General features: G+C 37.9%; 15 protein-coding genes, 1 tRNA gene and 1 pseudogene. 3 read left to right on the top strand and 14 right to left on the bottom strand.

What is annotated here, in order from left to right:
- Nucleotides 1-3: 3 nt before the first annotated feature.
- Genes porA through OTK00_RS08560 form a run of 3 tightly spaced genes read right to left on the bottom strand, consistent with a single transcriptional unit; the run spans nt 4 to nt 2087 of the window.
- Nucleotides 4-1185 (bottom strand): pyruvate ferredoxin oxidoreductase, encoded by a 1182-nt coding sequence (gene porA / locus OTK00_RS08550; RefSeq protein ID WP_045169872.1) that lies wholly within the window; start codon nt 1183-1185, stop codon nt 4-6.
- 27 nt (nt 1186-1212) lie between these two features.
- Nucleotides 1213-1512: a 4Fe-4S binding protein gene (locus tag OTK00_RS08555; RefSeq protein ID WP_045169873.1), complete on the bottom strand. Its 300-nt coding sequence runs from the start codon at nt 1510-1512 to the stop codon at nt 1213-1215.
- Nucleotides 1512-2087 carry a 2-oxoacid:acceptor oxidoreductase family protein gene (locus OTK00_RS08560; RefSeq protein WP_045169874.1) on the bottom strand — a complete coding sequence of 192 codons (576 nt, stop codon included), beginning with the start codon at nt 2085-2087 and terminating at the stop codon, nt 1512-1514. The genes OTK00_RS08555 and OTK00_RS08560 overlap by 1 nt, the downstream gene beginning before the upstream one ends.
- A gap of 510 nt (nt 2088-2597) precedes the next feature.
- On the opposite strand from OTK00_RS08560, the gene OTK00_RS08565 reads away from it, so the two are divergent.
- Together OTK00_RS08565 and OTK00_RS08570 are read left to right on the top strand one after the other, a co-directional pair.
- Nucleotides 2598-3842: an IS110 family RNA-guided transposase gene (locus OTK00_RS08565; RefSeq protein WP_045168518.1), complete on the top strand. Its 1245-nt coding sequence runs from the start codon at nt 2598-2600 to the stop codon at nt 3840-3842.
- A 363-nt stretch (nt 3843-4205) separates the two neighbouring features.
- Nucleotides 4206-4904, top strand: a complete 699-nt coding sequence (locus OTK00_RS08570) for a TVP38/TMEM64 family protein (RefSeq protein WP_045169875.1) — start codon at nt 4206-4208, stop codon at nt 4902-4904.
- A 32-nt stretch (nt 4905-4936) separates the two neighbouring features.
- Here the strand turns inward: OTK00_RS08570 and serS are convergent, their stop codons facing one another.
- A complete protein-coding gene (gene serS / locus OTK00_RS08575; protein ID WP_045169876.1) occupies nt 4937-6199 on the bottom strand; it encodes a serine--tRNA ligase in 1263 nt (420 codons plus the stop codon).
- A 169-nt stretch (nt 6200-6368) separates the two neighbouring features.
- Here serS and OTK00_RS08580 point away from each other — a divergent pair.
- A tRNA-Arg gene (locus tag OTK00_RS08580) sits at nt 6369-6445 on the top strand.
- A 13-nt stretch (nt 6446-6458) separates the two neighbouring features.
- Here the strand turns inward: OTK00_RS08580 and OTK00_RS08585 are convergent.
- The 10 genes and pseudogenes from OTK00_RS08585 to OTK00_RS08630 all read right to left on the bottom strand — a co-directional run bounded on the left by OTK00_RS08585 (nt 6459) and on the right by OTK00_RS08630 (nt 13552).
- Nucleotides 6459-6881: an Athe_2463 domain-containing protein gene (locus OTK00_RS08585; protein ID WP_045169877.1), complete on the bottom strand. Its 423-nt coding sequence runs from the start codon at nt 6879-6881 to the stop codon at nt 6459-6461.
- A 217-nt stretch (nt 6882-7098) separates the two neighbouring features.
- The gene (locus tag OTK00_RS08590; protein WP_045169879.1) at nt 7099-7323 is read right to left on the bottom strand and encodes a type II toxin-antitoxin system HicA family toxin; all 225 of its coding nucleotides are present in this window, start codon (nt 7321-7323) and stop codon (nt 7099-7101) included.
- A gap of 1 nt (nt 7324) precedes the next feature.
- Nucleotides 7325-7525 (bottom strand): type II toxin-antitoxin system HicB family antitoxin, encoded by a 201-nt coding sequence (locus OTK00_RS08595; protein WP_045169880.1) that lies wholly within the window; start codon nt 7523-7525, stop codon nt 7325-7327.
- Nucleotides 7526-7625: 100 nt separating this feature from the next.
- The gene (locus OTK00_RS08600) at nt 7626-7889 is read right to left on the bottom strand and encodes a Txe/YoeB family addiction module toxin (RefSeq protein WP_045169881.1); all 264 of its coding nucleotides are present in this window, start codon (nt 7887-7889) and stop codon (nt 7626-7628) included.
- The gene (locus tag OTK00_RS08605; protein ID WP_045169882.1) at nt 7874-8131 is read right to left on the bottom strand and encodes a type II toxin-antitoxin system Phd/YefM family antitoxin; all 258 of its coding nucleotides are present in this window, start codon (nt 8129-8131) and stop codon (nt 7874-7876) included. Before OTK00_RS08605 ends, OTK00_RS08600 begins: the two co-directional genes overlap by 16 nt.
- A gap of 171 nt (nt 8132-8302) precedes the next feature.
- On the bottom strand, nt 8303-9064 hold the full coding sequence (locus OTK00_RS08610; RefSeq protein WP_045169883.1) for an energy-coupling factor ABC transporter ATP-binding protein: 762 nt from the start codon (nt 9062-9064) through the stop codon (nt 8303-8305).
- Nucleotides 9061-9858 (bottom strand): energy-coupling factor transporter transmembrane component T, encoded by a 798-nt coding sequence (locus OTK00_RS08615; protein WP_045169884.1) that lies wholly within the window; start codon nt 9856-9858, stop codon nt 9061-9063. The genes OTK00_RS08610 and OTK00_RS08615 overlap by 4 nt, the downstream gene beginning before the upstream one ends.
- 8 nt (nt 9859-9866) lie before the next feature.
- The gene (locus OTK00_RS08620) at nt 9867-10190 is read right to left on the bottom strand and encodes a PDGLE domain-containing protein (RefSeq protein ID WP_082054642.1); all 324 of its coding nucleotides are present in this window, start codon (nt 10188-10190) and stop codon (nt 9867-9869) included.
- Nucleotides 10190-10873, bottom strand: a pseudogene (locus tag OTK00_RS08625) (energy-coupling factor ABC transporter permease). The gene OTK00_RS08620 and the pseudogene OTK00_RS08625 overlap by 1 nt, the downstream one beginning before the upstream one ends.
- 246 nt (nt 10874-11119) lie before the next feature.
- Entirely contained in the window at nt 11120-13552 is a 2433-nt protein-coding gene (locus OTK00_RS08630) for a glycoside hydrolase family 2 TIM barrel-domain containing protein (RefSeq protein ID WP_045170218.1), read from the bottom strand.
- Nucleotides 13553-13685 lie beyond the last annotated feature (133 nt).

The following is a 13685-nucleotide window of genomic DNA, read 5'->3' on the forward strand; positions in this document are numbered from 1 at the left end:
TCCTTATTCTCTCACGCCAATGTAGTTGTAAACTTCACCAACATTGCCTGTCCTGACAATGTCAAGAAGTCTGTCATAGACCTTTGCAATGTCATCAGTTTTCACATCTCTTCCGCCAAGACCATAAATATAGTTGATAACCTTAATTCCATCTGCTCTTCCATAAAGAGCACTTGTGATTTCAGTAAACAGTGGACCACCAGCAGCGTTAAAGCTATCTGTCTTGTCCATCACAGCAATCGCTTTGAGATGCTTTAAAGCATCTACAATCTCCTCAACCGGGAATGGTCTGAAAAGTCTTGGCTTTAAAAGCCCCACCTTGTATCCTTTGCTTCTGTATTCATCAACAACAGCCTTTGCAGTTCCTGCTGTTGAGTTCATAACAACAATTGCAACCTCTGCATCATCAAGCTTATATGTTTCAAAAAGTCCATACTTTCTCCCGCTTATTTTTGCAAACTCATCAGCTATTTCCAAAACAACCTTCTTTGCATTCTTCATAGCTTCTGCCTGCTGTCTTTTATGCTCAAAATAATATGGTGGCAGATCCAGCGGACCCATTGAAATTGGATTCTGTTCATTTAAAAGATAATATTCTGGATTGTACTCACCAACAAAGTTTCGCACAACTTCGTCCTCTAAAAGCTCTATATTCTCAACAGCATGGCTTGTGATAAATCCGTCATAACATACCATAACAGGAAGTCTTACATCTTTGTGTTCAGCAATTCTTATTGCCTGAATCAAAGAGTCATATGCTTCCTGGTTGTTTTCACAGTATATCTGAATCCAGCCACTGTCTCTTGCACCCATTGAGTCTGAATGGTCATTGTGAATATTAATCGGACCAGAAAGAGCTCTGTTTATAACCGCCATTACTATTGGAAGTCTCATTGAGGCTGCAATGTAGAGCATCTCCCACATCAGAGCCAAACCCTGAGATGATGTTGCTGTCATGGTCCTTGCACCTGCAGCTGATGCGCCAATACAAGCACTCATTGCGCTGTGCTCAGATTCAACCGCAACAAACTCTGTATCAACCTCTCCATTTGCGACAAATTGAGAAAAATACTGTGGTACTTCGGTTGAAGGTGTAATTGGAAACGCAGCAACAACATCCGGATTTATTTGTCTCATAGCATAAGCTATTGCCTCGTTTCCAGAAAGTCTATCACGAATTGCCATTCTTTTATTCCCTCCTCTGTAAAATTCTTATTTCTTCTCTTCTACAAAATCAAATGCCTTAAATGGGCAAACCTCTGTGCAAACGCCACAGCCCTTGCAGTGGTCATAGTCAACTCCAACCATTTTGCCATTTTCTACTTTTATTGATGAATCCGGACATACATAGAAGCAAAACAGGCACTGTTTGCACTTGTCTTCGTGCCAGACAGGTCTCATAGTTCTCCAATCGCCTGTCTTGAAGTCCTCTGCATTACCCGGGTCAATTATTACACCCGCCGGTGTTATTTCCTTCCATGTAACCTCTTCTGTTATTTTCATCTTTCTCATTATCCCTGCACCTCCTGCATTCCTCTAACAAACGCCTTCATGTTCCCCTCTATAACATCTGGCTTTGTTGCAAACTTGTGCTTGAGTGACTCTTCCATGTCTTTAATAGCCCTATCTTCAGGAATGATACCTGTTACCTTAATAACAGCACCAAGCACCGGTATATTGGGGAAGTATTTTCCAAGGCACTCTAAAGAGATCTTTCTTGCGTCGATTGTATACACTTTGCCGTCAAAATCACCCAAAAGCTTTTTAACCTCATCGGGTGTCTTTGAAGTGTTTACAATGATTGCACCATCTTTCTTGAGCCCTTTTGTAACATCAACACTGCCAATGAGTGTTTCATCGACAACCACAACATAGTCTGGCTCATAGATGTTGCTGTGAATTGTAATTCTTTCATCGCTTATTCTGTTGTAAGCTGTGATTGGAGCACCCATTCTCTCAGGACCATATTCAGGGAATCCCTGAACGAACTTTCCTGTGTTAAAAGCTGCTTCTGCCAAAAGAAGTGACGCTGTCTTGGCACCCTGTCCACCTCTTCCGTGCCATCTTATCTCAATCATTCTGCCCATTTTCGTACCTCCCTCGTATAATATGATTATCAAATCACTTAAAACTTCATATCTCAATTGGTACATTAAATTATTAGTACCAATTGATTACTGGAAACTGACCTTGATAACAAAGCTTTTCTTAACACATTCACTTCTTAAAAAATTGAATATTAAAATTGACTGCTACAGTTTAAATTTGCCCTTTATCTCTGGTAAACTAATATCAGAAAAAGTTTAAGCCTGATTTAGTTTATTTGGATATTTTTTGCCACCTCCTGCTGGACGTGCTTTGATATCTGCACGCCACAGCTTGAGAAAGACTGAACCCCAAAGGATTACATGAGTAATGTTTACTCGTTTGCTGTGCACGGTCAGTTTACCACATCTGATTTGAGCATGTCAGATGTGTGCACCCTGTAAACTGCTCCGTAGCTCTAATATCGGCGAGGCTGCATTACATGTAATCCCCAGGGATAAAGGGCAAAACTTTTTTCTAACACCACACACTTTAGAAAGGAGGCCTTTAAATTGCCAAATACTTTAATCGTGGGCATTGATATCAGTAGTCAGTCAAATTCTATCTTCTTCATCGATGATGCCGGAAATCACTTGATTAAAAAACCCTTTTCCTTGCCTAACGATCAAGAAGGTGCTAATGAATTAATCAAAAGAGTCATTGACTGCCTCAGCCAGTATAATCTGTCCTACGTTAAATTCGGCATGGAAGCAACTTCACATTACGGTTGGCATCTGCATTTGTATCTTGCTTCCTCTTCTGAATTACTACCTTACAAACCAACCTTTTACGTGCTCAACCCAAGCATCGTCAAAGGATTTAAAAAGATCTACACTTTCTTGCCTAAAACAGATAACATCGACGCTGTCGTTATTGCTGAATGCGTCAGGTTCAGTAAGCTAAATCCAACACCTTTGCCTGACTTCAAATATGCTGCACTACAACGCCTTACCAGAATGCGCTATCACCTTGTTCATAATCTAACTCGCGAAAAAAACAGAGCTCTCAATCTCATATACCTTAAATTCTCCACTTATTCTCAAGACTGCCCATTTTCTGATATCTTCGGTAAGGCATCTTGCGCTATCATCGAAAACTTCACCCCAGATGATATTGCTTCCATGCCTTTAGAAGATTTAATTAAATTTGTATCTGACAACGGCAACAACAGATTATCAGATGTCAATAAAATCGCTGAAATACTTAAAACCGCTGCTAATCGTTCATACAGATTACATCCTCTGTTGGCTGAGGCAAATGACTTAGCTTTGTCTATGACTCTTGAAAACATTAGATTTATGCAAGAACAACTTAAAAAACTCGACAAAGAAATCTCAAAACTTCTTAAAGCTTTCTCCCAAACCTTGACCACCATCCCTGGCATAGGAGATGTTCTTGCAGCCGGCATCATCGCTGAAATCGGTGATATCAAGCGCTTCAAAAATGAAGCTGCTTTAGCTAAATACTCCGGCCTTGTTTGGACTCAATACCAATCAGGCAATTTCAATGCCCAGGAAACCTCATTGGCTAAGTGTGGTAACCAATACCTGAGATACTATCTTGTTGAGGCTGCTAACTGTGTTAGGGTGCACACAGTCCGTTATAAAGCCTTCTACAACAAGAAGTTCTCAGAGGTTACCAAACATCAGCATAAACGTGCCCTCGTCCTCACCGCAAGACGATTAATTCCTCTGATCTTTGCAATGCTCAGCAAAGGTCAAATATATCAAGAAAGAGGTGATGTTTACAATACTTAGTTAATCCCATTTCTTAATTTAATAATCTTCTCAAAACAAGCTGCCAGTTAAATTTTTCCAGGCTGAGCGGCTCGGTATTCTATTGCCTTTTTTGCCCTAATTATCTAAAAAATTTTTTTAAAAAACCCCCTTGACATTATACCGTTTGTCTTTATAAAGCATTACAGTGTTTTATTTGAACTGTATTAAGGGTATTAATATTTAACACTACCTTTTTATTATATATTTTGAATGTTAAAAAATCAACATATTTTTGAATACACCATTATTGTAAATAATTGTAATTAGGGTTGATTGGAAACTTATTTTAGGATATATTAATTTGTGAAAGGTAAATTTTAATAAAAGCTTTTGGAGGCAAAAATGAAGGGTAAAAATATCAAAGTGGTGCTGAATATCATTGCAATACTCATTTTTTTAATTGTAATTGCTCTTGTTGCAAGCCATTATTCAAAACAGATAATAGACCTTACCTCAAGCCCGGCAAAGTTTAGAAACTGGGTGCTTTCTTTTGGCAGCCTGGGAGTGGTTGTTTTTATTCTATTTCAGGTTCTACAGGTTGTGGTGTCAGTTATTCCGGGAGAAGCCATTCAGGTCTCCGGCGGATACATATACGGGACGCTTGCAGGCAGCTTTTACTCACTTGCAGGTATTATGCTGGGCTCAGTAATAGTCTTTTATATTTCCAGAATCCTGGGATACAATCTAATCAAAAAGTTAGTTCCAGAAAAAAGTTTGGAAAAATTCTATTTTGTAATAAACTCGCCCAAAATCGAAACCATTATATTTCTCCTGTTTTTGATTCCCGGAATACCAAAAGATGTACTTGTGTACATTGCCGGACTTTCTCCAGTAAAACCCATTAATTTTTTCATAATAACCGCAATTGCAAGATTCCCCGGCATTTTCTTTTCATCTTACATTGGAAGCAATATTGAGAAAAAAAATTATGAAGCTGCAATAGCGGTTGCAGTGATTTCAATCATCCTTTTTGTAATTGGGCTTATTTACCATGAAAAAATTTTAAAAAAGATTTCTTCTCTTGTCCACAAAAAAAGGTAGCTCGTTTAATATGAGCTACCTTTTAAAGTTTTTCATTTAATAATGTCTGTCCCCATGTACTTTCGCAAAACCTCCGGAATAACCACGCTTCCATCTTTTTGCTGGAAGTTTTCGAGTATTGCTGCCACAGTTCTACCAACAGCAAGCCCCGAACCATTCAGTGTGTGGACATAGTCAAGCTTACCATCTTTTCTTCTGAACCTGATATTTGCTCTTCTTGCCTGAAAACTTTCAAAATTAGAACATGACGAAATTTCAACATATCTTCCATAGCTTGGCATCCAGACTTCAATATCATATGTCTTTGCCGATGAAAAACCCAGATCTCCTGAGCAAAGAAGAACAACTCTGTAAGGAAGTCCTAAGTGCTTTAGAACATCCTCTGCATCGGCTGTGAGTTTCTCCAATTCGTCATAAGAATCCTCTGGCTTTGCAAACTTTACAAGCTCAACCTTGTTAAATTGATGCTGGCGAATAAGCCCTCTTGTGTCCTTGCCAGCAGCTCCTGCCTCTGCTCTGAAACATGCAGAATATGCAACATATTTTATTGGAAGGTCTTCCTCCTTTAATATCTCCTCTCTGTGATAGTTTGTAACAGGCACCTCTGCAGTTGGAATCAGAAAATAATCATCTGTTGTTTTAAAAGCGTCTTCTTCAAACTTTGGAAGCTGTCCTGTGCCAATCATAGATTTTCTGGCAACCAGAAAAGGCGGGAAAAGCTCCAAATACCCATGTTTTTCTATGTGAAGGTCAAGCATAAAGTTAATTAAAGCCCTCTCAAGCCTTGCTCCAAGCCCTCTGTAAAAGGTAAATCGGCTGCCTGAAACCTTTGAGGCTCTTTCAAAATCCAGAATACCCAGCTTTTCTCCTATTTCCCAGTGAGGTTTTATCTCAAAGTCAAAAGCTCCTGGCTCTCCCCACCTGCGTACCTCAACATTTGCTGAATCGTCTTTCCCAACCGGCACTGACTCATGAGGAATATTGGGAATAGTCAGTAAAATTTTTTCTATCTCGTCTTCAACCTCTTTTACCTCATCATCCAGTGCTTTTATTCTGTCAGACAGTTCCTTCAGTTCATTCATAAGATCTGTTATATCTTTTCCTTCTTTTTTGAGCTTTGGAATCTCTTTTGACTTCTGGTTTTGGGTTGCTTTCATCTTTTCAACTTCGGATAGAAGCTTTCTTCTTTTCTCGTCAAGCTTTAAAACAGGCTCAATCGTAATATCCTTGTATCTCTTGTTAAGTCCTTCCTGTACTCTGTCTGGACTACTTCTTATAAACTTCAAATCAAGCATCCTTATATTCTCTCCTTTTGCAATCATTAGTTTTTTGTAACTTATCAGGAATGTTTATAGTTTAAATGTTATCAGCATTTTCAGAGCTTGTAAATATTTTATCACAAAAAGCTGCCACTTTACAAATCCCAAGAAATATTGTATTATATTATTTGCAAAATTAAAAAATGCGCCCGTAGCTCAGCAGGATAGAGCAATGGTTTCCTAAACCATGTGCCGGAGGTTCGAGTCCTCTCGGGCGCACCATTTTTGGTTTAGGCTAAAAGTCCATTGTGCGGGCAATGGACTTTTTTATAATTTCTATAGTAATATTCTGATAAGGTTGCCCATCCTTCCCATATCCATCATACTCAAATATAACCCTGGTTGCTCCAGAAGTATTAGGTGGAACAAGTGTTGCAACGTTTGGTTCATACTCCTTTATCCACCAGTAGCCAACCGAAGATGGTTTCCACGGATTGCCAGGAACACTGCCAGGTAAACCATATACTGCTCTTCTATAATCTATTGCATACTCAGTATTCAAATAGAATGTACCTTTACCTGGAACGTTTATAGATGCATCTGTATTATCTGGTAATATATCTCTTAGAACATCATCCCTTGTTATACCTTTGTAACTGTCAAACCCACCCTCATAAAAATTATTTGCTACTGCACTATAATCAATAGCATGCGCCATAGTTATACCATGATTTTTGAAAAAGCTACACAGAATTTTGAAGCTCTTACAAACACAAAAAGCCACGACTGGATAGGCAGCTTATTCAAAGCTGCTTTAAAAACCAATCGTGGCTTTACTCCCCTTCTTTTTGTTACTTTTTCTGCGTTTTACTCTCTGCCACTTTTTACTCTTGTAGAAAATTTGACATTCTGTATAAACACCTAAAAAGAAGAACTCAAAGAAGTTCTAAAAACTCTTCCAAACTTATTCCTGCTTGTTCCAAAATACTTTTCAGTGTTCCCCTTGCAACCTCTTCGTGCATTGGAATAATCACAATCCTTGTTGGATTCTCTTTCTTTAGCTTGAGATGACTACCTTTTTGCGCTACTTCTCTGAATCCAGCTTTCTTGAGCGCTCTTATTACTTCCTGTGGCTTTAATAAGGGATATTTGGAGGACATTTCATACTGCCACCTCTATAGTAGTTATCAGTGGTGGCATTTGTGGTTTTTGTATTTCTTCTCCCTCATAGTAAAGTTCAAGAGCTTCTTTCAGGTTTGCTATTGCTTCTTCAATAGTTTTTCCCTGCGAGGCTACACTGTTTTCCACACATTTAGCTACATACCAGTTGTCCTCTTTGTTTACTACCACTGTAAACACCATCACAAAATCACCTTTTAAAAGTTTTTGCTTACATCTCTTATTATACCACACAAAAGACAAAAACCACAGCTCAAAAGCTGCAGTGGATTAATAGTTAACTCTATTCGTAGTGTGTCCACATCCTATAAATTTTAACAATCTTTTCTTCTTCTAAAACTTCGTATATTATCCTATGCTGTATGTTTATTCTTCTTGAAAACTTGCCACTTAGCTCTCCTTTTAATTTCTCATAAGGTGGCGGATTTTGATATAGATTTTCTTTTAATATTCTTAAAATTTCCTTTGCTTTTTTATCCAATCCGCATTCTTCTAGTTTCTTTGCATCTTTTAAAGCATATTTTGAAAACTTTAATTTATATCCCATCCTAAATCTTCCTCATCTTCCCATTCATCTAAAGGAACTTTATCAGCATCTGAAATACTTTCTTTTAGGTTGGGTATTGATAGCAAATACAATGTTTCCTGAATTGCATTCCAGTCTTCCTCAGAGATCAAAATTGCATTACCTTTTTTTGAAGTTATTTGTATTGGCTCACTGGTTTCCCTCACCTGTTCAATTATTTTGTATATGTTCTGCCTTACTTTTGTTACAGGCATTGTTTTCATCTAAATCACCTCTAAAAACAATTATAACGTACATAATAACGTACGTCAACAAAAGAACAAGTTTTTCTGCAAAAGTTTTCTGTAATCGTTTATAATGCCTTTCCCCATGTGAATATTAACTTTCCTGCTTTGAATGTAGACCCAAAAGTCTTTCTTTTGTATTTAAATCGCTTATAAGTATTTCCTAAAAATCTCAAATTCCTCATCTATCACATTTGCTTCCACCAAAAGCTCTCTTTCTTTCAAGATTTCATCTGTTTTTCCAATCCTTAAAATCCTGTGGTCAGAAGATATAACAATTGTAAAATCAGCAAGAAGCAAAAGCACATCAAAACGATGGGTTGAGATAATAATTGTTTTTCCTGTATTTTTCAGCTCACCCAGGACTTTTGCAATGAATCTTATGCTCTTTGGGTCAAGGTCGTTTGTTGGCTCATCCAGAATAAGAACATCGGGATTGTTTACAAGGATTGATGCAAGTGCTACCTTTTTCTTTTCTCCGCCACTTAAGGTAAGTATGTCATTTTGCAGCAAATTCTCTAAACCAAAAAGCTTTGAAACCTCCAGAACCCTTTTTTCTATTTCTTTTTCATCAGCAATGTATTGCCTCGGTCCAAATGCAATCTCGTCAAACACATTCAGGTTAAAAAGCTGAAGGTCGGTATCCTGAAACATATACCCCACTTTTTTGTAAAAACCTTCTTCAAACAACTTCCCAAAAGTAGATTTGTCCAATCTCCTGCCGAAAAAATAAAGCTCACCTTCAAAGTTAAGTTCCACACCTGCAAGAATCTTCATAAGCGTGGTCTTGCCACTGCCGTTGCAGCCAATGAGCGCATATGACTTCCCTTTTTCTATTTCAAAATTCAGGTTATCAAGAATGATTTTGTTGTTAACCTTAAAAGTCAGGTTTTTTGCCATGTAAACGTTCATATCAGTATCCTCTCCAAAATTGTCAGGATTAATAGTAGCAGCAGCGTGATAATTTCGCCTGCTCCAATTCTGAACTTGTATATTGAAAAAGCACTTTTATTCTTCGGGCTGTATCCCCGTGTTCTCATTGCAACAACTGTATTTTCTGATACATACATACTTTTTGCCATTACAACTCTTAGCATCTGTCCAACAAAAACCGATTTGTTGAAAGTCTTTCCTGCCGTTCTTGTCTTTTTGGCAAATAGAATCTGCGTTATTGTTGTAATGAGAATAAGGATATTTCTCAGGGTAAGTTCAACAAGCCAGGTAAACTCTCTCAAGCCCCCAAAAAAAGAAAAAGGCTTAAAAAGCCTGTCAATTCTTGAATTATAAATTACAACCTCACCTATCATTATTATAATCCCTGTCTTAAAGCTCTGTAAAATGGTAGGAATAAAATTTTTACTCGATATTGCATAAGGAATACCTATTATAAATGTAAAAAGCGGTACAAAAGCCCATGAAGAAACCAGCAAAGCCTTTGTATCTGCCCTGGAAATAATGGCAATTACAATTATCACTGAAAATGCAAGCGCCATAAAATATAAACTTTGTAATGTTGCAACCAGAAAACTAAACCAGAACAAAAATACAAGCTTTGCCCATTCATCAATCTTCGTAAAAGCGCTTTTGTTTGTTTTAAAAAACCACTGTGAAAGCTTTAAATACTCCGAAATAGATTTTTCTATATAACTTTCTTTTTCAACATCCAGTGTAAAATTATCTTCATGTTTTAAAAATTCCGGTAGCACTTTTTAAGCTACTTCCTTTCTGACATTGCAAATTTTAGAATGTAAAACAATACAAATATAACAGCAATCCCAATTATTGCCGACAAAATATAGCCTATATAGTCATTATGAATAAACTTCACCGTATAACCATCAAACAGATCAAATTTGTAAATATCAGCATACTTTTTTATTCCTTCCGGCACAAACCCGAGCATCTTTTTTATTTCCTCTTCAGTCCACTCACCAAAAGCAGGGTTCTGAGTCAGAAGCCCAAGAGGGGTCAAAAAAGCAAGCGCAAAAAGAGCTATGATAACTTTCTTGATGCTGTCCTTATAATTCTTTTCTTTCATCACTCATTCACCTCTTTTTCTTCAGCTTTAATTGTAACAAAATTTTTTAAAGGTGAATAGAGCAAAACTGTCATTGCCGCTTCAACCAAGCCCACAATCAAAAGATGAGGTATCATCATTGCCGGAATTGTTGTTTTTAAACCATACATGAAATAAAGCGGCTTCCCTGCTTTTGTGAACAAAACTGGTTGAAGCCCGAGCTCAATGGCTGTCAACAGTGCTGCGATGTTTACCGACAAATAAGAGCAAATAAATATCCGAATCTTTTCATTTTTAATACCCATTTTTTCCAAAAGTTTGTTTGCAAGAACCACAGTCATGGTTATTGCAATTGCCATGTTAAACACATTTGCTCCAAGTGCCAGAAGTCCACCATCTCTGAAAAGGAGCGCCTGAATAATCAAAACAATACTCGAGGCAACCATTGAAGCCATTGGACCAAACAAGAAGGTAATAAGCGGTATACCAGTAATGTGCGCTTAACTTCCACCAACAACAGGAAAGTTAAACATCATAACAATAAATGTAAAAGCTGATGCAACAGATAGCTGAATGTAGGTCTTTTCATCTGCCTGTTTTCTAAATTTGTTAAAAGCATAGCCTACAGTGGCTGCCGATGCTGCATAAAATACCGCACACGTCTGTGGACTCAAATACCCATCAGGAATATGCAAATCAATCAACCTCCTTAAAGCTTTAATTTAGTTTAGCAAAATACTCTCCAGAATAAAAACAAATAAAAGCCCTCGTCAGGTCACTTCAACCCTTCGTGGGCTAATTTTTAACTCTGGTATTTTAATCTTTCAGTTTATTTACTGTCCACTTCCCTGCTTTCGTAGCAGAGAAATCTTCAGCTTTAATTTTATCAGGATACTTTAAAAAAGTAAAGGCAAAAAAGCATAAAAATCTTTGTTTGATTCCAAAATTACTTACAGGCACTTTATAACAACTTCTGCACTCTTAAGCCCTTCTGCTAAAACTCTGACTCTAATCTCTCCTTCCTCCCCAATGCTCTTTACGATTGCAAGTGCACGTCCTTTATAAAGCTTTCTTTGAGGTCTAACAAAAAGCTCGGTTGACAGTGGGTCAGATGTTCCCAATGCCACAAATCTACCCGCACCTTCAACCTCTACAGTTACTCTGTTATCTGCATATGGTACTTCTCTTTCCTTTTTATCCACTGCAATGATTTTTATATAGCACAAATCATCACGTGAAGAAATTACATTTCTGTCAGGCAGCAGCTTTAAAGCAACTGGTCTGTCAGCTGTCTCTATCTTATCTGTGCCAATTTCTTTGCCATTTTTATACGCCACTGCTTCAATAATGCCCGGTTCATAAAGCAATTCAAATACCGCTTTAAACCGGGTATCAAAATTACACGGTTTTCGCCCAAGACTTTTCCCATTTACAAACACTTCCACCTCATCCGCATCTGCATAAACATGAACTGCCAAAGGCATCCCTTCACAGCCCGGAAATGTATAGCTGCGCTCAACAGGTTCCCACGCCCAGGGTCTGAAATACAGTTTTTTCCCAAAAAGCTGTGGTGGAAGGACTACTATATAGGGTTCTTTTCTCAATCCCCAAACTATATCACGATAATAGGACTGAGGACGTTTATCTCCACAAATATCTATATCCCCACAGTTTGCATAAAACCATGGAAACTCGCCACCAAACATCTTAGCTTCATTCTCGTCTGTACAGACTCTACCTATTCCTGCTTCACCCAGATAGTCAATAGCAGTCCATACAAAATCACCAATAACATTTGGATTTTTTACAGTTTCGGTCCAGTTTTTGAACAAAGTATATGGATACGTCTCTGTGCCACATATGATACGGTCAGGATACTTTTCTAAATCATATGAATATCTGTCCACTTTGTAGTTATAACCTGCAACATCTAAAAACTTAAAAAATTTTTCTGTAACTTTCCCCCACCTGTCGTTGTTTACAACCGGTCCCTGTTTTAACATTCTAATTACATTATTCCCGTCTTCAATTGTTGCAAGAAGGCTTTCATAATCGGCGGGAATTGCACAAAACGCTGCAGTGACCAATCTTGTTGAATCCAGTTCTTTTACTTTTTGTGCCAGGCGACTGCACCATGTGTATATGCTTGAATATCCATCTTCATCATCTACATCAATTCCAACACCCCAGGTAATTTCATTCCCAATAGACCACATTATAATGGAAGGGTGATTATAATCTCTCACAATGGTGGCTTCCAAATCTTCTTCCCAATACTTGTCAAAGAAAAGATGGTAGTCGAAACTCAGTTTGCCTGCCGTCCAGACATCAAAAAATTCCTCAATTACAAGCAAACCCAATCTATCGCATGCCTCCAAAAATGCCGGTGCAAACGGATTATGGGCAAGTCTTACTGCATTGAACCCGGAAGCTTTTAAAAGCTCAACCTTTCTCTCCTCTGCTCTATCATAGCTGGCACTACCAAGAGGTCCGTTGTCATGATGGATACATCCACCCTTTAATTTTATAATCTTACCATTCAGCTTTAACCCTTCTTCCGGACTTACCGATATTGTACGTATTCCAAAAAACGTAGAACTGCTGTCTTCAATATTCTCATCTATTTTAATTGCTGCACGAATTTTATAAAGACAGGGATTTTCTATATCCCAATATTTAAATGGTGATAATGTTATGATTTTACCAATTGTTTTTTCCTCATTGTTGCTGAGAACAAATTGCTCCTGAGTGTCTGCTATCAGCTTATCATCATCCGAAAAGATACTGAACTCCACAACTCCCTGAACACTCTCATTTGTGCTATTTGCCAGAGTTGCTCTGATTTCTAACACTGCCTTTTCATTTTCAATAGCTCTGGTTTCAACATGCAAGCGCCACGGTTTTATGTAAACTTTGCCACCCAAATGAAGCCACACATGCCTGTATATGCCACAGCCCGCATACCATCTTGAACCTGGTTTATGAGTATTTTCCACATGTACAACAATAATATTTTTGTTACCAAACTTAACATGTTTTGTTATATCGACAAGAAAACTTGTGTATCCATTGAAATGTTTGGCAACAAGCCTTCCATTTACAAAGACCTCTGAGATACCCATTATCCCTTCAAACTCAAGTATTAAGTTCTTGCCTTCCCAATCCTTTTCTAACACCAGCTCTTTTTTGTAATACAAACTCAAGCCCGGTGTATATCCTTCTGAGGCACCAGAGGGATTATTTGCACTTCTTTCTTTCTCAATAACAGCATCATGCGGTAAATCTACTTTCTTCCATTCCAAATTTAAACTCTCTAAATTTAAAACGTTAACCAGGCTGCTTTCAGCATACTCCCAGGACCTGTTCAAGTTTATTTTCTCCATGGTTGATAACCAAAAAGCGTCCAAAATGGCCATCACTTTCTGATGCCGCTTTGGACGGCCGGGGTATTTTATTTTCCGCCCTTTAAAAGAGGTTGTTCCAGCCCCGGCAGGCGGTTTTTGGAACAACCTCTAA

Source organism: Caldicellulosiruptor morganii, from assembly GCF_026810225.1.
GTDB lineage: Bacteria > Bacillota > Thermoanaerobacteria > Caldicellulosiruptorales > Caldicellulosiruptoraceae > Caldicellulosiruptor > Caldicellulosiruptor morganii.

Excerpts from the sequence above, each read along its gene's own strand:
- porA (WP_045169872.1), bottom strand. The coding sequence starts at position 1,185 with ATGGCAATTCGTGATAGACTTTCTGGAAACGAGGCAATAGCTTATGCT.
- OTK00_RS08555 (WP_045169873.1), bottom strand. The coding sequence starts at position 1,512 with ATGAGAAAGATGAAAATAACAGAAGAGGTTACATGGAAGGAAATAACA.
- OTK00_RS08560 (WP_045169874.1), bottom strand. The coding sequence starts at position 2,087 with ATGGGCAGAATGATTGAGATAAGATGGCACGGAAGAGGTGGACAGGGT.
- OTK00_RS08570 (WP_045169875.1), top strand. The coding sequence starts at position 4,206 with ATGAAGGGTAAAAATATCAAAGTGGTGCTGAATATCATTGCAATACTC.
- serS (WP_045169876.1), bottom strand. The coding sequence starts at position 6,199 with ATGCTTGATTTGAAGTTTATAAGAAGTAGTCCAGACAGAGTACAGGAA.
- OTK00_RS08585 (WP_045169877.1), bottom strand. The coding sequence starts at position 6,881 with ATGGCGCATGCTATTGATTATAGTGCAGTAGCAAATAATTTTTATGAG.
- OTK00_RS08590 (WP_045169879.1), bottom strand. The coding sequence starts at position 7,323 with ATGTCCTCCAAATATCCCTTATTAAAGCCACAGGAAGTAATAAGAGCG.
- OTK00_RS08595 (WP_045169880.1), bottom strand. The coding sequence starts at position 7,525 with ATGGTGTTTACAGTGGTAGTAAACAAAGAGGACAACTGGTATGTAGCT.
- OTK00_RS08600 (WP_045169881.1), bottom strand. The coding sequence starts at position 7,889 with ATGGGATATAAATTAAAGTTTTCAAAATATGCTTTAAAAGATGCAAAG.
- OTK00_RS08605 (WP_045169882.1), bottom strand. The coding sequence starts at position 8,131 with ATGAAAACAATGCCTGTAACAAAAGTAAGGCAGAACATATACAAAATA.
- OTK00_RS08610 (WP_045169883.1), bottom strand. The coding sequence starts at position 9,064 with ATGAACGTTTACATGGCAAAAAACCTGACTTTTAAGGTTAACAACAAA.
- OTK00_RS08620 (WP_082054642.1), bottom strand. The coding sequence starts at position 10,190 with ATGAAAGAAAAGAATTATAAGGACAGCATCAAGAAAGTTATCATAGCT.
- OTK00_RS08630 (WP_045170218.1), bottom strand. The coding sequence starts at position 13,552 with ATGGAGAAAATAAACTTGAACAGGTCCTGGGAGTATGCTGAAAGCAGC.